This window comes from Pseudorhodoplanes sinuspersici, assembly GCF_002119765.1.
GTDB classification, from domain to species: Bacteria; Pseudomonadota; Alphaproteobacteria; order Rhizobiales; family Xanthobacteraceae; genus Pseudorhodoplanes; species Pseudorhodoplanes sinuspersici.
Genome location: NZ_CP021112.1, coordinates 3,337,022 through 3,354,527, shown reverse-complemented (window position 1 = coordinate 3,354,527; position 17,506 = coordinate 3,337,022). Strand labels below are relative to the sequence as shown.

Annotated in this window: 17 protein-coding genes; 12 read left to right on the top strand and 5 right to left on the bottom strand. The window is 62.3% G+C overall.

Features of this window, described 5'->3' with window-relative positions; translation table 11 throughout:
- Positions 1–9 precede the first annotated feature (9 nt).
- Positions 10–1,530: a sensor domain-containing diguanylate cyclase gene (locus CAK95_RS16265; RefSeq protein WP_086088854.1), complete on the top strand. Its 1,521-nt coding sequence runs from the start codon at positions 10–12 to the stop codon at positions 1,528–1,530.
- A gap of 56 nt (positions 1,531–1,586) precedes the next feature.
- Here CAK95_RS16265 and CAK95_RS16260 read toward each other — a convergent pair whose 3' ends face one another.
- Both CAK95_RS16260 and CAK95_RS16255 read right to left on the bottom strand, forming a co-directional pair.
- Entirely contained in the window at positions 1,587–1,895 is a 309-nt protein-coding gene (locus CAK95_RS16260; RefSeq protein ID WP_086088853.1) for a UBP-type zinc finger domain-containing protein, read from the bottom strand.
- Between the two features lie 62 nt (positions 1,896–1,957).
- Positions 1,958–3,604: an FAD-dependent oxidoreductase gene (locus CAK95_RS16255; protein ID WP_086088852.1), complete on the bottom strand. Its 1,647-nt coding sequence runs from the start codon at positions 3,602–3,604 to the stop codon at positions 1,958–1,960.
- Positions 3,605–3,743: 139 nt separating this feature from the next.
- Here CAK95_RS16255 and CAK95_RS16250 point away from each other — a divergent pair, with 139 nt between their 5' ends.
- A complete protein-coding gene (locus CAK95_RS16250) occupies positions 3,744–4,184 on the top strand; it encodes a thiol-disulfide oxidoreductase DCC family protein (RefSeq protein WP_086088851.1) in 441 nt (146 codons plus the stop codon).
- A 126-nt stretch (positions 4,185–4,310) separates the two neighbouring features.
- Here CAK95_RS16250 and CAK95_RS16245 read toward each other — a convergent pair whose 3' ends face one another.
- Positions 4,311–5,108, bottom strand: a complete 798-nt coding sequence (locus CAK95_RS16245) for an alpha/beta hydrolase (RefSeq protein WP_086088850.1) — start codon at positions 5,106–5,108, stop codon at positions 4,311–4,313.
- Between the two features lie 55 nt (positions 5,109–5,163).
- On the opposite strand from CAK95_RS16245, the gene CAK95_RS16240 reads away from it, so the two are divergent.
- The 6 genes from CAK95_RS16240 (at position 5,164) to CAK95_RS16215 (ending at position 12,477) form a co-directional block, all read left to right on the top strand.
- A complete protein-coding gene (locus CAK95_RS16240; protein ID WP_086088849.1) occupies positions 5,164–6,354 on the top strand; it encodes an MFS transporter in 1,191 nt (396 codons plus the stop codon).
- Complete coding sequence (locus CAK95_RS16235) at positions 6,351–7,256, top strand: NAD(P)-dependent oxidoreductase (RefSeq protein ID WP_086088848.1); 906 nt, start codon at positions 6,351–6,353, stop codon at positions 7,254–7,256. Before CAK95_RS16240 ends, CAK95_RS16235 begins: the two co-directional genes overlap by 4 nt.
- 177 nt (positions 7,257–7,433) lie before the next feature.
- Positions 7,434–8,498, top strand: coding sequence for an ROK family protein (locus tag CAK95_RS16230; protein WP_086088847.1), 1,065 nt, complete (start codon positions 7,434–7,436; stop codon positions 8,496–8,498).
- Between the two features lie 64 nt (positions 8,499–8,562).
- Complete coding sequence (locus tag CAK95_RS16225; RefSeq protein ID WP_086088846.1) at positions 8,563–9,411, top strand: FAD binding domain-containing protein; 849 nt, start codon at positions 8,563–8,565, stop codon at positions 9,409–9,411.
- The gene (locus CAK95_RS16220) at positions 9,408–9,905 is read left to right on the top strand and encodes a (2Fe-2S)-binding protein (RefSeq protein WP_086088845.1); all 498 of its coding nucleotides are present in this window, start codon (positions 9,408–9,410) and stop codon (positions 9,903–9,905) included. The genes CAK95_RS16225 and CAK95_RS16220 overlap by 4 nt, the downstream gene beginning before the upstream one ends.
- 175 nt (positions 9,906–10,080) lie before the next feature.
- Positions 10,081–12,477: a xanthine dehydrogenase family protein molybdopterin-binding subunit gene (locus CAK95_RS16215; protein WP_086088844.1), complete on the top strand. Its 2,397-nt coding sequence runs from the start codon at positions 10,081–10,083 to the stop codon at positions 12,475–12,477.
- A 14-nt stretch (positions 12,478–12,491) separates the two neighbouring features.
- Here the strand turns inward: CAK95_RS16215 and CAK95_RS16210 are convergent, their stop codons facing one another.
- Positions 12,492–12,926, bottom strand: coding sequence for a hypothetical protein (locus CAK95_RS16210; RefSeq protein ID WP_086088843.1), 435 nt, complete (start codon positions 12,924–12,926; stop codon positions 12,492–12,494).
- A gap of 285 nt (positions 12,927–13,211) precedes the next feature.
- Complete coding sequence (locus CAK95_RS16205) at positions 13,212–13,838, bottom strand: cysteine hydrolase family protein (RefSeq protein ID WP_086088842.1); 627 nt, start codon at positions 13,836–13,838, stop codon at positions 13,212–13,214.
- 205 nt (positions 13,839–14,043) lie between these two features.
- On the opposite strand from CAK95_RS16205, the gene CAK95_RS16200 reads away from it, so the two are divergent.
- The 4 genes from CAK95_RS16200 to CAK95_RS16185 are packed head-to-tail and all read left to right on the top strand — an operon-like array spanning position 14,044 to position 17,498.
- Positions 14,044–14,997 carry a cyclase family protein gene (locus CAK95_RS16200; protein ID WP_183044342.1) on the top strand — a complete coding sequence of 318 codons (954 nt, stop codon included), beginning with the start codon at positions 14,044–14,046 and terminating at the stop codon, positions 14,995–14,997.
- 10 nt (positions 14,998–15,007) lie between these two features.
- Positions 15,008–15,382, top strand: coding sequence for an HIT family protein (locus tag CAK95_RS16195; protein WP_086088841.1), 375 nt, complete (start codon positions 15,008–15,010; stop codon positions 15,380–15,382).
- A gap of 37 nt (positions 15,383–15,419) precedes the next feature.
- The gene (gene hisD, locus CAK95_RS16190; protein WP_086088840.1) at positions 15,420–16,727 is read left to right on the top strand and encodes a histidinol dehydrogenase; all 1,308 of its coding nucleotides are present in this window, start codon (positions 15,420–15,422) and stop codon (positions 16,725–16,727) included.
- On the top strand, positions 16,728–17,498 hold the full coding sequence (locus tag CAK95_RS16185; RefSeq protein ID WP_086088839.1) for an SDR family NAD(P)-dependent oxidoreductase: 771 nt from the start codon (positions 16,728–16,730) through the stop codon (positions 17,496–17,498). It begins immediately after the preceding gene.
- Positions 17,499–17,506 lie beyond the last annotated feature (8 nt).

The window sequence follows — 17,506 nt, the reverse complement described above, 5'->3', positions numbered from 1 at the left end:
GCGGCTTCTATGACACATTCCGATTCTAACGATGCTGCCGCATTTAGCGGCGCCCTCAACAATGACGCCGAGATGTTCGACCTGGCTCCGGTCTCACTCTGGCTGGAGGATTACAGCGCACTCAAAGCCCTGTTCGCACAATGGCGGGCGGATGGCGTGACCAATCTGCGGGCGTATTTCGCAGCCGACCCAGCCCGAGTGAAGGAGTGTTCGGCCTGCATCCGCGTGCTGAAGATCAATCGCAAGACGCTGACCCTGTACGGCGCAAACGACCTCGATCACCTCGTCGCCCATCTCGGCTCCGTGTTTCGCGACGACATGCTGGCCACGCATATCGAGGAACTGGTGCAGCTTTGGGAAGGCAAGAGCGCCTTCTCCAGCAACACCGTCAATTATACGCTGTCCGGCCAGCGGCTCGACATTCAGCTCCATGGCCAGGTGCTCCCCGGTTACGAGGAAAATTGGGAGCGCGTGCTGGTCTCGATCGAGGATGTCACGGAACGCGAGAATGCCCGGCGCAGGCTGAGCGTGAGCGAAGGCTATGCGCTCGGTCTGTTCGCCCATTCGCCGGTCTCGCTCTGGGTCGAGGATTTCAGCCAGGTCAAGAAGCTGCTCGATGAGATCCGCGAACGCGGCATTACCGATTTCCGGGTTTTCACCGACGTGCATCCGGAATTCGTCGTCCGCTGCATGAGCGAGATCAAGGTGCTGGATGTCAACCAGCGCACGCTGGACCTGTTCGGCGCCGCCAACAAGGCGGCCTTGCTGCGGGCGTTACGCGATGTGTTCCGCGACGACATGGAGCATCACTTCCGCGAACAGCTCATCGATCTGTGGGACGGCAAGCTGTTCCAGTTGCGCGAAGTGGTGAATTACGCGCTCGACGGCACCAAGCTGAATCTCCTGCTGCAATTCTCGGTGCTGCCGGGCCGCGAGAAAGACTGGTCGCTGGTCCAGGTGGCGCTGACCGACATCACAGCGCGCAAGAAGGCGGAGGCCTATCTCGAATATCTCGGCACGCATGACGTGCTGACCAAGCTGTTCAACCGCTCCTTCTATGTCGACGAACTGAACCGGCTGGAGCGCAAGGGACCGCATCCGATCACCATCATCATGGCGGACCTGAACGGCCTGAAGGCCGCCAATGACGAACTCGGTCATGCCGCCGGCGATCAGTTGTTGCGGCGGGCCGGCGAAGTGTTGAATTCCGCCATCGAAAGGCCGGCGCATGCCGCCCGCATCGGCGGCGACGAATTCGCGATCCTGTTGCCGGAAACCGACGAGGAAGGCGGCGCGGCGATGATCCAGTCGATCTGCGATCTGATCGCGATCAACAACACCTTCTATCCCGACCTGACGCTGAGTCTCTCCATGGGTGCCGCAACCGCGGAGCAGGGCGAGCGCATGGAGTCCGTCGTCAAGCGCGCCGATCTGGTGATGCTGGCCGCCAAGCGCCAGCATTACATGGACATGCAGCATGATCGCCGGCGAAGGGTGGATGCTGCGCCGCCGATTTCAGTGGCGTCGTAGTTTTCTTAACCTCTCCCTGAAAGGGAGAGGGAGTCGCCCAAATACGCCGTACGACTTTAAATAAATCGCGGGATCGGTCCGTTCTGCGGTGTCGTGTCATCGCCAAGATCGAGAAAGACCTCATCGACATAGCACCAGCCCCAGCCTTCCGGCGGGTCGTACCCCTCGATCACCGGATGTTGCGTGGCATGAAAATGCCTGGTCGCGTGCTTGTTGGGCGAGTCATCGCAGCAGCCGACATGGCCGCATGTGCGGCAGAGGCGCAGATGCACCCAGGGACTGCCGATCTTCAGGCATTCCTCGCATCCCAATGCGCTCGGCGTGACCTTGTGGATGAAGCTGCCATGCGTGCATTCGTCGGCCATTTCCACTGTCCTCTATTCAACTGTCGCCTGTTTTCGTCGGCGCATGACCTCGAGGGAAATTCCTAGCCCTGCCCCGCCAGATACCGGTGCAATGCCGCCACCACCTGCGCACCCTCGCCGATCGCGCCACCGACGCGCTTGACCGACCCGGCCCGCACATCGCCGACGGCAAACACGCCGGGCACACAGGACTGCAGCGGCATTTCAGCATCGCCGTTGCTGCAATGCTTGCCGGTGATGACAAAACCGGTGCGATCCAGTTCGACGCCGCAATCCTTCAGCCACGCCGTTGCCGGATCGGCACCAATGAACAGGAACAGGTTGCGGATCGCGCCTTCGGTTTCCTCGCCGCTCTTGCGGTTGCGCCAGCGGACCTGTTGCAAGCTGCGATCACCCGTCAGGCCGACGACTTCGGTATGCGGCATGACCTCGATATTCGGCGCCGATTCAATGCGGTCGACAAGATAGCGCGACATGGTCGCCGCCAGTCCTTCGCCGCGCACCATGACCCGCACTTTCGAGGCGTAACCGGAAAGAAACACCGCCGCCTGCCCGGCTGAATTGCCGCCGCCGACAAGGACGACCTCCTCATTCGTGCAAAGCCGCGCTTCGATCGGCGAGGCCCAGTACCAGATGCCACGTCCTTCAAATTCACCAAGGCTATCGACCGCAAGCTGGCGATAGCGCGCCCCACTTGCGATCACGACCGAACGGGCATTGATCACCGTACCGTCGTCCAGATGAATGCCGAAGGTGCCGTCCTTGCGCGCGCAATCGAGCGACGTCACGTAGACCGGAATCATGATCTCGCTGCCGAATTTCTGCGCCTGCACGAAGGCGCGGCCGGCCAGCGCCATGCCGGTAATGCCGGTCGGAAAGCCGAGGTAGTTTTCGATGCGGGCGCTGGCGCCCGCTTGCCCGCCAAAGGCGCGTTTATCCAGCACGATCACCGACAGGCCTTCGGAGGCCGCATAGACTGCCGTCGAAAGGCCCGCGGGACCTGAGCCGACAATGGCGACGTCATAAAGTTTTTCGCTCTGCGCCGTTGTCACCATCGACAGGGCGCGCGCGATGGCATTCTCGTTCGGATTGCGCAGCACATCGCCATTCGGCGCAACCACCAGCGGCAGGTCGGTGGGCGCCGGCGCATAGCGCGCGATCAGCTCACGCGCCTCGAGATCGGATTGCGGATCGAGCAGGTGATGCGGGATGGCGTTGCGGGTCAGGAAACTCTCGATGCGCGCGACATCGCCCGACATCGGCGAGCCGATCAGCACGACGCCGCCTGCCTCGCTGTCGATCAAGGCGACGCGGCGCAGGATCAATGCGCGCATGATCCGTTCACCGAGCTCGGCCTCGGCGATCAGGAGACGGCGCACGCCTTCCGGCGCAATCACCAGCGCCTCGACATCGCCCTCGGCGCGGCCATCGACCAAGGACGGGCGGCCGGACAGAGCGGCGATCTCGGCCAAAAACTGGCCGGGCCCCTGATCGATGATCGGCGTGATATGGCCAAGCCCGTCGCGCTGGCAGATGGCCACATGACCGGACAAAACGACATACATGCCGCGGCCGGGCTTGCCGGTCTCGAACAAGGCTTCGCCATCGATATAGCGATGAATATCGCCGAAGCGGCGGATGCGTTGGATTTCCGCTTCGGTCAGTTCGGGGAACGCCTGATCGTAACGCGCAAAGGTGGCAGGCGTCATGGTATAGGCAGGGGGAATGTGACTGTTCGACAATGCACGACATCCGGTGAGACGCTGATTTGACGGCTTATATCACGACGCCGCGGTCATCCTTGCCGAGATATTTCGCAATTGGTGATCGCATGCTAATTTGCGTAAAATGATCGCCAGAGACGATCCTTCCATTCGCAACATCGGCGAGAAGGGCGAGCGCGCACTCATCCTCTATGACGGCGATTGCGTGATCTGTTCGGGATGGTTTCGCTTCGTGGCGAAGCGCGACACCGCGCGCAAGTTTCTTTTCACCGCCATCCAGTCACCCTATGGCCGCGCGCTGGCGCTCAAATACGGGATCGATCCCGACAATCCGCAGAGCAATGCGGTGCTGATCGACGGCGATGTGCATCTGAATTCGGATTCGGCCATCGCCGCGTTATCGGCCCTGCCCGGCTATGGTTGGGTGCGCAGCTTTCGCATCATCCCGAAGCCGTTGCGCGACCGCTTCTATGCCTTCGTCGCACGCAACCGCTATCGCTGGTTCGGCAAGAACGAAAGCTGCGACCTTGGCGGCATGGCTTATGCGGACCGGGTGATCGAGTGATTGGTCCATCTCCATCCGTTCGGACCCGCGACAACGGGGACCCAGAGTCAAGATTCCGGATTCCCGCTTGCGCGGGAATGAACGGCGAGAGTTGCCGGCGGCAATGATGCCGGTTGATATTGCCAGCTACAGCTTCGCCATGAAATCACGCGCCGCCTGCAGCGCACCGAACCGGTCGAGGCCTTCGTGATCGCCGCCGGCAAAACGCACAAGCTTTTTCGGCTCCGGCGCGAGCGCATAGAGACGCTCGCCATGCGCGATCGGGATCACCGTGTCACGGTCCCCATGCAGGATCAGGACCGGCGCCTTCACCTTGCCGATGCGCTCGCTCGAATGAAACTGGTCCTTCATCAGCCAGCGCACCGGGATGAAGGGATAATGCGCCTGCGCGATCTCGAGCGTCGATGTGTAAGGGGCCTCGAGCACCAGAGCCGCAATAGCATTCTCAGCCGCGATCGCCGTCGCGATCCCGGTGCCGAGCGATTCGCCCCACAGCACGATCTTCGCATCGGGATAGGTCTTGCGCGCGAAGTCATAAGCGGCCCGGCCGTCGGCAATCAGTCCCTCCTCGTTCGGACTGCCATGCGATCCGCCATAACCGCGATAGGATAGTGCGACGAGGCCGGTTCCGTCCGACACCAGCGGCTTGAAGCGCGGCACGCGATGCTGCAGCGAACCACCATTGCCGTGAAAATAGACCACGACCGGCTTGCCGGGCTGTGGCGGCACCGTCCAGGCCAGGACCTGCGTGCCGTCCACGGACGTCAGCTTGACTTCGCGCGCCTGGGGGAATTCCGCATCGGCGGGCGCGGTATGCACCTTGTCGGGGAAATACATCAGCGTGCGCTGCAACACATACATGATGGCGAGCAGGCCGAGATACCCGGCCAGCGCAACGATCAGGATCGATTTGAGTGCGGTCATCGAGCCGTTATAACACGCCCCCTTGCCCGCTTCGTGACATCTGCCGGATTTTTGAATGCAAGTACCGACACGCTGGGGCGCGGTCGCCGCCCTTCTCATCGCGGGCGTTGTGGTCGCGCTGCAAATTGGAAAGGCCGCGATCGCAGTCCCGGTACTGCAGCGTGAATTGTCGCTGTCGCTGGTCGTGGCGTCCTGGGTCCTGGGTGCCTATGGAGCGCTCGGCGCAGCGGCCGGACTGCCGTCCGGCATCGTCGCGTCGCTGTTCAGCGCCAAGCGCACCTTGATCGCCGGACTGGTGGCGGCCGGGCTTGGCAGCCTGGCCGGCGCATTGGCGACGAATGGCGGATTTCTGATCGCGACGCGGGTGGTCGAAGGCTGCGGGTTTCTCGCTGCCGTGCTGGCGCTGCCGCGCCTCCTGCGCACCGTCACCGCACCAAGAGACCGCGAGACGGTACTGGCGGTGTTTGGCGCCTATATGCCGATCGGCTCGGTGATCATGATGGTGGCCGGGCCGCATCTCGTCGCCTATGGCTGGCAAACGCTGTGGATCGTCAATGGCGTGGTGGTGCTGGTCTACGCCGCGCTCGTCGCATTCCTTCCGCTGCACGAAGAAGCACCGCCCGCCAATCCGGGTCGGGCCGTGCTGCCGAATATCAAACAGGTGCTCGGCGCACCGGGCCCGATCCTGCTGGCGCTCGCATTCGGCATCTACACCTTTCAATACGCGGCAATGGCCGGTTTGCTCCCGACATTGCTGGTGGACCGCATGGGCCTGTCGATCTCCACCGCCGGCGCCATCACCGCAGCGACGGTCGCCGCCAATGCCGTCGGCAACATGTTCGCCGGCGCGCTGGTCCGTTTCGGCGCGCCGCTGTGGGGCATTACCGCCTTCGGCTTCAGTTTCGTCGGCCTCGCCAGTTTCGGCGTTTTCTCCGAAGGGCTGCCGGTCGCGGTCATTGCGGTGATGGCGTCGGCGAGCCTCGCCGTGACCGGCGTCATCCCGGCATCGATCTTTGCCGCCGCGCCGCGCTTTGCGGCGAGTTCGGCGCTGCTCGCTATCGTGCTGGGGCTCGTCAATCAGGCCACCAATCTCGGCAATCTGACAGGTCCTGCAGTGATGGCCTTCATCGTCCAGCATTTCGGCTGGGTGCGGGCGCCGATGCTGTTCGTTGGCGTGACGATTGCAGGTCTGACGATATCCCTGCTGTTGCGGCAGGCGATGAAACACGCCAAAACGAGACCATGAAATCCATCTTCATCGACTGCAATCATCAGCTTGAACCGGTCTGGCACAGAGTCCATGGCGCCGGCGATCCACAGGTCACGGTCAATACCACGCCTTACAAGGTCGAGGATCTGCCGAAGCTGCTCGACGGCTATGACGTCGCGCTCGACGATCATTCCTACATGCCGACGGAATACATCGCACAGTGCAAATCGCTGAAGCACATCGTGTTCCTCGGCACCGGCGCTGCGAGCTACATGAATATCGCCGAGTTGAAGGAGCTTGGCGTCACCGTCCACATCATCAAGGGTTACGGCGATACCGCCGTCGCCGAGCACACGATCGCGCTGATGTTCGCCTGCGCGCGCGACATTGCGAAAATGGACCGCACGCTCCGCGCCGGCACCTGGAAGCCGCTGGAGGGCATGCAGCTTCTCGGCAAGACGCTCGGCATCATCGGACTAGGCGGCATCGGCGCGGAGACCGCGCGCATCGCCAAAGGCATCGGCATGAATGTCGTCGCCTATAACCGCACCAAACATGCCGATGCGCCAGTGCCGCTGGTCGGGATCGACGACTTGCTGGCGCAATCCGATGTCGTGTCGCTCAACCTCGTGTTGAACGACGAGACGCGGAATTTCCTCAATGCCGACCGCATCGCCCGCATGAAGCCGGGCGCGATCCTGGTCAATACCGCACGCGGCGCGCTGGTCGACGAAGAGGCGATTCTGGCGGCCTTGCGCTCCGGTCATATCGGCCATGCCGGGCTCGACGTCTATCATGCCGAGCCGCTGAAGCCCGATCACCCGCTGAACCGGATGGAGAATGTGACGCTTTCCGCGCATGCGGCGTTCCGCACGGTGGAGGCATCGGAAACGTTGCTGCGGCGTGCGATCGATATTGTGAAGGGATTGAAACTCTAACTTCTAGCCGCTCATTCCCGCCAACGGGTCCGCACAAAGCGCGGCCCGATGACAGGCTCCAGCGGGAATCCAGAGTCTGGGTCCCCGCTTTCGCGGGGACGAACGGATACAATCCCACTCCCTGCAAGCGGAAACTTTCCCGCCCTTTCGCGTTAGTCCGCGTTGGAGGGTAGATCGATGGCAGAACCAAAGGCACTGGCCGCCGTGGCGGCGCATGGCGCGGCGCGACTGCCCTCCGTCGAGGTCGACAGCTACAATGTCGAAATCAAGGACGACGAAGGTTTCATCGGCGATCGCGCCAGCAAGGGCGCGTTCGGCGACCTGATCGACAACTGGCGCAAGGCGTTGCGCAAAAGCGGCGACGATCCGTTTGGCGACATTGCGACCGAGAAACTGAGCAAGAAGCAGCTCGACGAATTGCTGAGCAAGGGCGATGCGGAAGCCGCCGGCGTGCTGCAAGGCGCGATCGAGGATTTCTCGCAGGAACTCGCGCTCGTCATCCGCAGATTCATGAAGCTGAAAGCCTGGGCCAAGACCGAACGGATCGTGGTCGGCGGCGGCTTTCGCAACAGCCGCATCGGCGAACTGGTAATTGGGCGGTCCTCGGTGATCCTGAAAGCCGACAAGATCAAGGTGGACGTGGTCCCGATCCGCAACGATCCGGATGAAGCCGGCCTTCTCGGCGCGGCGCATCTGGCTCCTGGCTGGATGTTCAAGGCGCATGATGCCATCCTCGGCGTGGATATCGGCGGCTCGAATATCCGCGCCGGCATTGTCGATCTGAACATCAAGAAGAAGAGCGACCTGTCGAAGGCCGCGGTGTGGAAATACGAACTCTGGCGCCATGCCGACGAGAACGACATCAAGCGAGAGGATGCCGTGGACAGTCTCGCCGGCATGCTGAAGCGTTTGATCGCGAAGGCGCAGAAGGAGAAGGTCCAGCTCGCCCCTTTCATCGGTATCGGCTGTCCCGGCCGGATCGAGGCTGATGGCTCGATCGACCGGGGCGGTCAGAACCTGCCGGGCGGCAACTGGGAATCGAGCCGTTTCAATCTGCCGTTGCGGCTGCATGAGGCGATTCCGAAGATCGGCGACGACGATACCGCCATCGTGCTGCACAACGACGCGGTCGTGCAGGGCCTGAGCGAAGTGCCGTTCATGCAGGACGTCGATCACTGGGGCGTGCTGACCATCGGCACCGGCCTCGGCAATGCGCGGTTCACCAACCGGCATTCGGAATGACACCGTAGTTGACGCGCGCCTTTTCCCAGCCAGAATAAGAAAAAACAAAATCTTGGGAGGATGCGTGAAACCGGCGCCGTTTGCGTATGCGAAGGCGCGTTCCGTCGAGGACGCGGTCAAGTTGTTGGGCAAGCATGGCGATGGCGCCAAGTTGCTGGCCGGTGGGCAGAGCCTGATGGCAACGCTCAATATGCGGCTGTCGGCGCCGAGCGTGCTGATCGATCTCAATGGCATTGCCGGTCTCGATACCATCGCCGTGAAAGACGGCATGGTCGACATCGGCGCCTTGGCGCGGCATGCCGCGGTGATGGGGTCCGATACCATCGCCCAACACGCGCCGCTGATCGCGATGGCGATGCCGCATATCGCTCACCCCGCCATCCGCAACCGCGGCACCATCGGCGGCTCCGTCGCATTCGCCGATCCGGCCGCCGAATTGCCGGCCTGCTTCCTGGCGCTGAACGGCGAGGCCGAGATTGCAGGCCCCGGCGGCAAACGCGTTGTGGGGGCGGACGACTTTTTCCAGGGGCTGTACGAAACCGCGATCGGCCCAAACGACATGCTGACGGCGATCCGCCTGCCGGCTGCAACACCGGACATGCGTTACGGCTTTGCCGAACTGTCGCGCCGGCACGGCGATTACGCCATCGTCGGGCTCGCCGCCTCGGCGCGCGCGGACGGTGCGTCGCTGAAGGATGTGCGGCTCGCCTATTTCGGCGTGGGGCTGACACCTGTTCGCGCAAAAGCCGCGGAAGCGGCATTGGCCTCCGGCAATCTCGACGAAGCGGTCAAAGCGCTCGCCACAGATCTCGATCCCTCCGACGACATCCAGGAAACCGGCGCCGTGAAGAAACATCTCGCTGGCGTGCTGCTGCGCCGTGTTGCCGCGCAAATGAGCGGAGCGCGCGCATGACGCATCATTACGACATCACCCTCACCGTCAATGGAGAGCGCATCGACGGCCATGTCGAGGGGCGCAAGTCGCTGGTCGATTTCCTGCGCGATGACCTGACGCTGACCGGCAGTCATGTCGGCTGCGAACACGGCGTCTGCGGCGCCTGTACCGTGCGCGTGAATGGCGAGGTCGTGCGCGGCTGCCTGATGCTGGCCGTGCAATGCGACGGCGCCATTGTGGAGACGATCGAAGGCGTGTCGGACACCGGCGAGATCGCCGATCTGCAGGATGCGTTCGAGAGGCGCAACGCGCTGCAATGCGGCTTCTGCACGCCCGGCATGCTGCTGACAGCGCAGGAATTGCTTTCACAAACGAAAAATGGCGGCAAAGTGCCAAGCCGCGACGACATCCGCGAACATATTTCCGGCAATTACTGCCGCTGCACCGGCTATCACGCCATCGTCGATGCGGTGGAAGCGGTTGCTGTGGCGCGCGCGGGAAGATCGTCATGAATAAAGTGGTCAGCTCGCGGCGGATTCAGGTGTGCTCCCTCTCCCTGAAAGGGGGAGGGTTGGGGTGGGGGTCGGCGAACAAGACCCCCACCCGACTGCCTTCACTATCGCTCCGGCAGTCGACCTCCCCCTTTCAGGGGGAGGTAAGGAAAACACCGGCGATGGAACGAACAGCATGAAAATCGTCTCTGATCTCCCCTCGCCGCTCACCGCACTCGACCGGCCCAATTCCTATATCGGCCGCGCGGTGCCGCGCCCCAATCTCAAGCGCCTGACGCAAGGCCGCGCACAATATGTCAGCGACCTCGTGCTGCCGCGGATGGCGCATGTCGCCTATCTGCGCTCGCCGTTCGCGCATGCGCGCATCAAACACATCGACAAGAGCGAAGCGGAAAAAGCGCGCGGCGTGATCGCCGTGGTCACCGGACCTGAGCTTGCGAAAGTCATCACGCCGTGGGTCGGTGTTCTCACGCATCTCAAAGGCATCAAGTCGGCGCCGCAATATGCGATGGCGGTCGATCGCGCCTGCTGGCAGGGCGAAGCGGTCTGTGCCGTGGTCGCGCGCACGCGGGCCGAAGCAGAAGACGCCTGCGAATTGATCCAGGTCGATTACGAGGAGCTGACGCCGGTCACCGACCCGGAAACCGCGCTCGATGCGTCAACGCCGGTGATCCATCCCGATCTCGGCGACAATCTGACCTTCGAGCGCAGCCTCGATGCCGGCGAGGTCGACAAGGCCTTCGCGCAATCCGACGCGGTGGTGGAAACGACCTTCATCTTCGGCCGCCATACCGGCGTCACCAACGAGCCGCGCTCCATCGTCGCCGACTGGAACACCGGCGATCAGCGGCTCACGGTGTATCAGGGCACGCAGGCGCCGCACATGATGCAGAACCTGTTCGCCAAGCATCTTGGCCTTGAGGAGCATCAGGTCCGCGTCATCACCAAGGATGTCGGCGGCTCCTTCGGCGTCAAGGTGCACACCTATGCCGACGAAATGGCCGTCGTCGCTTTATCGAAGCTGCTCAAGCGGCCGATCAAGTTCGTCGCCGACCGGCTGGAAAGCTTCGTCACCGACATCCATGCGCGCGATCATCGCGTGAAAGGCAAGATCGGCATCAACAAGGACGGCACCATCACCGCTTTCGAGATCGACGATCTCACCGGCATCGGCCCCTATTCGGTCTATCCACGCACCAGCGGCATCGAGGCCAATCAGGTGGTCAATCTGGTCGGCGGCCCCTATGCTTGTCCGAACTATCGCGCCCGCGCGCGCGTGGTGTTCCAGAATAAAAATGTGATGTGCCAGTACCGCGCGGTCGGCCATCCGATCGCAACCGCGGTGACCGAAGGTCTTGTCGATCTCGCCGCGGCGAAGATCGGCATGGACCCGATCGAGGTGCGCAAGAAAAACCTCTATGCCGACGATGCCTATCCGGTGACGGCGGCGTCCGGTATCAAGTTCGAGAAGCTGTCGCATCACGCCGCCACCGACAAGCTGCTCAGGATGATGGATTACAAGGCGCTGCGCGCGAACCAGGCGGCGGCGCGGGCCAACGGCATCCATCGCGGCATCGGCTTTGCGTCCTTCATCGAAGTGACGAATCCGAGCGCGGCGTTTTATGGCGTCGGCGGCGCGCGCATTTCGGCGCAGGACGGCGCGACGGTAAAGCTCGACGCCACCGGCGCGATCTTCTGCCATACCGGCGTGTCGGAACAGGGCCAGGGCGCGGAAGCGGTGATCGCGCAATGCGTCGCGTCATCCTTCGGCGTGTCGCTCGACAAGGTGCGCGTGATCATGGGCGACACCGACAACACGCCGTATGGCGGCGGCACCTGGGCCTCGCGCGCCGCCGGCATCGGCGGCGAAGCGGCGTGGCAAGCGGGTAAGGCGCTGCGCGAGAATGTTCTCGCCGCCGCCGCATCCATCCTGCAGGCCAAGCCGGACGATCTCGACATCAACAACGGTGTGGTCGTCGACAAGGGCACGGCCAAGGAGCGCATCACCCTCAGCGAGGTCGCGCGCATCTGCTATTTCCGGCCCGACACCTTGCCGCCGGGCTTCCAGGCGGAGCTCGTGGCGACGCGCCATTATGTGCCACGCAACTGGCCGTTCTCCTTCACCAACGGCATTCAGGCGTCCTATCTCGAAGTCGATGTCGACACCGGCTTCATCAAGCTGTTGAAGCACTGGTGCGTGGAGGATTGCGGCACGGTCATCAATCCGCAGCTCGTGGATGAGCAGATCCGCGGCGGCATCGTGCAGGGCCTCGGCGGCGCGTTGTTCGAGAATTGCCTCTATGACGAGCGCGGCCAGATGCTGAACGGCAACATGGCCGATTATCTCGTGCCGATGGCGATGGAAATGCCGGACATGGAGATCGGCCATGTCGTCTCGCCGACTGCCGACTCAGAACTGGGCGCGAAAGGCGCAGGCGAAGCCGGCACTGCCGGTGCACCGGCCTGTGTGATGAATGCGATCAACGATGCGCTGCGCCCGCTCGGTGCAACGCCGATGACGGAAATGCCTTTCACGCCGGGGCGGGTGTTGCGGGCGCTCGGCCGCGTGTAAAACGGACGTCTCGCTTAGGCCGCCCTGGCATGCTGGTATGGGCCGCTGTCAGGAGCAGGACGCGGTGGCGATGTAAAATCCGGCGCGTGCGACGCGGTCGCTGCCGCTGATAAGGTGCATTCCGCTACAGTCATGAGATGTTTCTGGCACGCCACGCCATCCGCCGTCATGCGTTGCATCGAACCCGTCATCCAGTTTTGCAATTCCCGCATGGCATCAGCCGGCGAATGCACGGCTCCCGCACGCTGAGCCGTCTCGATGGCCGATCTCGCGGCCTCGTGCCGACGCGTAAACCAGCCGGACGCGAATTCCTGCATGCTGTCCAAGATCTTGTCCTGACCGCGCCAGAAGGTCGCACAGTTTTCGCTGAAAGCGGCCCGGTACGGTTCACAAGCGTCAAAGGCCTGCTGCAATGGATCGCCCCCGGTGATACCCTGTTGATACGCCATGACGTTTCTCCCTGGTTACAAACGCTACCAACCTCCCCTCTCACCCGCGTTCGGGAATCGACATTGTTCCGTCTGCGGCACTTCGGTTGTGTGCGCAGCCGCTCGGTTACGAGCCGTAAGGCCAGAATTGAGGGACGTGGCGGCACACTCCTGCGCCGAAGTCACGAGTAAACTCAATCAATGAGGCAATGTTGCGGACAGTCATTGATCGACATCAATCACAATGATGCGAAGCATTCGCGGGATGATACAACAAACCTGTTCCCTCCCGCGAACGAGCGTCCGTCAAAACTTGATCATCCCACTCTTCGTCAGCGTCGACTTCGCCGACACGCCGGGCGCGTTGACCATGTTCCACGCGGTATATTGCTCGGCATACGGATCGCCGCTGATACCATCGACCGGGATGATGACATTGTAGCCCGTGAGCGCCGCGTGCGACGCCGTCTGCAGCACGGCGCCATTGGCGGCGGTGCCGACCACGATCACGGTCTGGATGCCCTTGTCCTTCAAGATTTTCTCGAGATCAGTGCGCAGGAATTTATTAGGACCCGATGTCACCGACGCCTCGCCGTCGATCGGCGCCACGTCCTTCATCACATCGGCAGCCGTGGTGTTGGCGATGAAACTGTAGACCACCGGCACTTTTGCGCCGCGCGCGGCATCGAGCAGATTTTTCATCGCCGGCAAGGATTCGACGCAGCGCGGCCGTTTGCCGCAATTCTGGTTCATGAAATCCAGCATCAGCAGTGCCGTGGTCTTCGGATCGACCGTCACGGCTTTCAGCGCCGGTGCGGGCGGCACCTTCACACTGTCCCATTCCTCGATCACCGATGTGGCCTGAACGGGTGCCGCTGCCAGAATGCCGACGGTCATTGCAGCACCGATCATCGCTTTCATACGCAAACGCATCGATACCTCCTGAAATGATTCCAGCCTGACAAACGGCAAACCCGCAGCATGCGGCGGTATTCCACATCGTCAAAAACCTCGTGACCCATTTTTGCGCTTCTTCAATTGACCGGTAGACGGATCGGTCTTGGTTGTTCCACAATCGCTTCGGCCGCCCGCATGCGGGAAGAGCCGTAACGAAAATGCCGTGGAGGACAACGTGTCGATGAACATCAAGGTAGGCCGGGAAGCGATCGAAGAAGCTTCGAAAAAGCTCTCGAACTGGGGCCGCTGGGGCAAGGACGATCAGATCGGCACACTCAACCATGTGACGCCGGAAGACATCGTCAACGCCTCAAAGTTGATTCGCGCCGGCAAAGTGTTCGCACTCGGCATTCCGCTCGACCGCGAAGGTCCGCAGACCGGACTGTTCGGCGGACGATTCAATCCGATTCACCAGATGCTGGCGACCGGCACAGACGCGATCGCCGGGCAGCAGGACTGGAACAAGATCCGCTATGCCGACGACACGCTGAACCTGTGCGTGCAGGGCGCAACGCATTGGGATGCGCTCGGTCACATCTTCTACGAGGACAAGGCCTATAATGGCCACGATGCGAAGCTGATCGACTCGCGCGGGCTCGCCGTGCTCGGCATCGAGCATTCCAAGAACAAGATGGTCGGCAGAGGCGTCCTTCTCGACATCGCGCGCTTTCGTGGCGTGCCGTGGCTGAAGGACGGCGAAGGCATCTCCAACGAAGAGCTCAACAAATGCGCACGGGCGCAGAATGTTGAAATCCGCAAGGGCGATTTCGTGCATGTGCGTACCGGCCAGATGGAGCGCTGCCTGTCGGAAGGCGTGTGGGGCGGCTATGCCGGTGGCGATGCGCCGGGCGTGATGTTCGAGAACTGCTATTGGTGCCAGGACAAGCAGATCGCCGCGCTCTGCATGGACACCTGGGGCTGCGAAGTGCGGCCGAATGAAACCGACGAAGCCAACCAGCCGTGGCACTGGGTGGTGATCCCGGCCATGGGGCTCTGCATGGGCGAGATCTTCTATCTGAAAGAACTCGCCGAGGACTGCGAGAATGACGGCGTCTATGAATTCTTCTTCTCCGGCCCGCCGCTGATCATCACCGGCGGGACCGGATCGCCGATCAATCCGCAGGCGATCAAGTAGCAGCAAGCCGATGGCTGACGATTGCGAGCTATGCCGACTCGACCAAGTGCTCTTCGAAGCCAACGAAGCCTATGTGCGGTATGACAACAACGCATTGTCCAGGGGCCACGTCCTGGTGGTGCCGCGCCGGCACGTCGCCGATTTCTTTGAAATGACCGCAACGGAGAAGGCGAGAGTCATCGAACTGCTCGACAGGGCTAAAGCGTTCATCGCCGAGGAACACAGCCCTGATGGCTACAACATCGGCGTGAATGTCGGCCGTGCTGGCGGCCAGTCGCGCATGCACGTTCACGTCCACCTGATCCCGCGCTATACCGGCGATGTGGCCGACCCGCGTGGCGGCATCCGCTGCGTTCTAGCCAACCGCAAGGCATCGTCGCAATAACGGCGGCGTTGAGCTGCCGCAGACAAAGGAAAAATCCATGGCACGCTTCCTCAAACGCGGTCTGTCCGCCGATGCCGTCGAAGCCGCCGACGCGAAGGTGCGAGCGACCGTCGAAGCCATTCTGGCCGATGTGAAAGCCCGCGGCGATGCCGCCATCCGCAACCTGTCGAAAAAATTCGACAATTGGGAGCCGGCGAATTTCCGGCTGAACGACCAGGAGATCGAGCGTGCGATCTCGCAAGTGTCGAAACGCGATCTCGAGGACATCAAATTCGCGCAGGCGCAGGTCCGCAACTTCGCGCAGAAGCAGCGCGACACGATGCAGGATCTCGAAGTCGAGACCCTGCCCGGCGTCATTCTCGGCCATCGCCACATCCCGGTGAATGCGGTCGGCTGCTACGTGCCGGGCGGCCGCTATCCGATGGTGGCCTCGGCGCATATGTCGATCGTCACCGCGCGCGTCGCCGGCGTGAAGCGCATCATCGCCTGCGCGCCGCCGCATCATGGCGGACCGCATCCGGCGATCGTTGCGGCGATGCATTTCGGCGGCGCCGACGAAATCTATGTGCTGGGCGGCGTGCAGGCTGTTGCGGCGATGTCGCTCGGCACCGACACGATCAAGCCCGTGGATATGATCGTCGGCCCCGGCAACGCCTATGTCGCCGAAGCCAAGCGGCAATTGTTCGGCCGCATCGGCATCGATCTCCTCGCCGGCCCGACCGAAACGCTGATCATCGCCGACGACAGCGTTGATGCGGAAATCTGCGCGACCGACCTGCTCGGCCAGGCGGAACACGGCCCCACCTCTCCGGCGGTGCTGATCACCAATTCCGAGAAACTGGCGAAGGACACGATTGCAGAAGTCGAGCGCCTGCTCACCATTCTGCCGACCGCCGACGCGGCGGGACAGGCCTGGAAGGACTACGGCGAGGTGATCGTTTGTGACTCCGTCGACGAGATGGTGTCGGAAGCCGACCGCGTTGCCTCCGAGCATGTGCAGGTGATGACGCGCGACCCGGATTATTTCCTCAAGCATATGACCAATTACGGCGCGCTGTTCCTGGGCCCGCGCACCAATGTCGCCTATGGCGACAAGGTGATCGGCACCAATCACACCTTGCCGACCAAGAAGAATGCGCGCTTCACCGGCGGCCTGTGGGTCGGCAAGTTCATCAAGACCTGCACCTACCAGAAGGTGCTGACCGATGAAGCGAGTGCGATGATCGGTGAATATTGCTCGCGGCTCTGCGTGCTGGAGGGATTTTTGGGTCACGCCGAACAGGCGAATATCCGCGTGCGCCGCTATGGCGGCCGAAATATCGCTTATGCGACGGCAGCGGAGTGAATGAACGCGTCTCTCCCCACCACCCCCTCCTTCCGCCTCGATGGCAAACGTGCGCTGGTGACCGGCGCCGGTCGCGGCATCGGCGCCGCCTGTGCCGTTGCACTCGCCGATGCCGGTGCCGCCGTCACGCTCATCTCGCGCACGGCAAACGAGATCGAAACGCTGGCCAATGATATTCGCTTCAAGGGCGGCAAGGCGCATGCGACCACGCTCGACGTGACCGACATCGAGGCCGTGCGGGGTTTCATCGCGCGCGAGACCGCGTTCGACATCCTGATCAACAATGCCGGCACCAACCGTCCTGCGCCCTTCATCGATGTGAAGATCGAGGATTTCGATGTCGTCATGAATCTGAATGTGCGCTCGGCCTTTTTTGTCGCGCAGGCCGTGGCGCGGAAAATGATCGAGACGAAAACGCAAGGCTCGATCATCCACATGTCATCGCAGATGGGCCATGTCGGCGGCGCGCGGCGCAGCGTCTATTGCGCCAGCAAGGCCGCGATCGAAGGGCTCAACAAGACCATGGCGATCGAACTCGGACCGCATGGCATCCGCGTCAATGCGCTGGCGCCGACCTTCATCGAAACGCCGATGACGCGGCCATTCTTCGAGGACGCGACGTTCAAGCGTTCGGTGCTGGACAAGATCAAGCTCGGCCGGCTCGGCCAGGTCGAGGATCTGATGGGTGCAGTCGTGTTTCTCGCGTCCGATGCATCCGCCTTGATGACGGGGTCATCGCTCGTGATCGATGGCGGCTGGACGGCGGAATGACACATTGC

Coding starts and splice junctions, on each gene's coding strand:
- CAK95_RS16220 (WP_086088845.1), top strand. CDS start 9,408: ATGACGCATCATTACGACATCACCCTCACCGTCAATGGAGAGCGCATC.
- CAK95_RS16185 (WP_086088839.1), top strand. CDS start 16,728: ATGAACGCGTCTCTCCCCACCACCCCCTCCTTCCGCCTCGATGGCAAA.
- CAK95_RS16195 (WP_086088841.1), top strand. CDS start 15,008: ATGGCTGACGATTGCGAGCTATGCCGACTCGACCAAGTGCTCTTCGAA.
- CAK95_RS16210 (WP_086088843.1), bottom strand. CDS start 12,926: ATGGCGTATCAACAGGGTATCACCGGGGGCGATCCATTGCAGCAGGCC.
- CAK95_RS16235 (WP_086088848.1), top strand. CDS start 6,351: ATGAAATCCATCTTCATCGACTGCAATCATCAGCTTGAACCGGTCTGG.
- CAK95_RS16250 (WP_086088851.1), top strand. CDS start 3,744: ATGATCGCCAGAGACGATCCTTCCATTCGCAACATCGGCGAGAAGGGC.
- CAK95_RS16260 (WP_086088853.1), bottom strand. CDS start 1,895: ATGGCCGACGAATGCACGCATGGCAGCTTCATCCACAAGGTCACGCCG.
- CAK95_RS16255 (WP_086088852.1), bottom strand. CDS start 3,604: ATGACGCCTGCCACCTTTGCGCGTTACGATCAGGCGTTCCCCGAACTG.
- CAK95_RS16245 (WP_086088850.1), bottom strand. CDS start 5,108: ATGACCGCACTCAAATCGATCCTGATCGTTGCGCTGGCCGGGTATCTC.
- hisD (WP_086088840.1), top strand. CDS start 15,420: ATGGCACGCTTCCTCAAACGCGGTCTGTCCGCCGATGCCGTCGAAGCC.
- CAK95_RS16200 (WP_183044342.1), top strand. CDS start 14,044: ATGAACATCAAGGTAGGCCGGGAAGCGATCGAAGAAGCTTCGAAAAAG.
- CAK95_RS16230 (WP_086088847.1), top strand. CDS start 7,434: ATGGCAGAACCAAAGGCACTGGCCGCCGTGGCGGCGCATGGCGCGGCG.
- CAK95_RS16215 (WP_086088844.1), top strand. CDS start 10,081: ATGAAAATCGTCTCTGATCTCCCCTCGCCGCTCACCGCACTCGACCGG.
- CAK95_RS16265 (WP_086088854.1), top strand. CDS start 10: ATGACACATTCCGATTCTAACGATGCTGCCGCATTTAGCGGCGCCCTC.
- CAK95_RS16240 (WP_086088849.1), top strand. CDS start 5,164: ATGCAAGTACCGACACGCTGGGGCGCGGTCGCCGCCCTTCTCATCGCG.
- CAK95_RS16205 (WP_086088842.1), bottom strand. CDS start 13,838: ATGCGTTTGCGTATGAAAGCGATGATCGGTGCTGCAATGACCGTCGGC.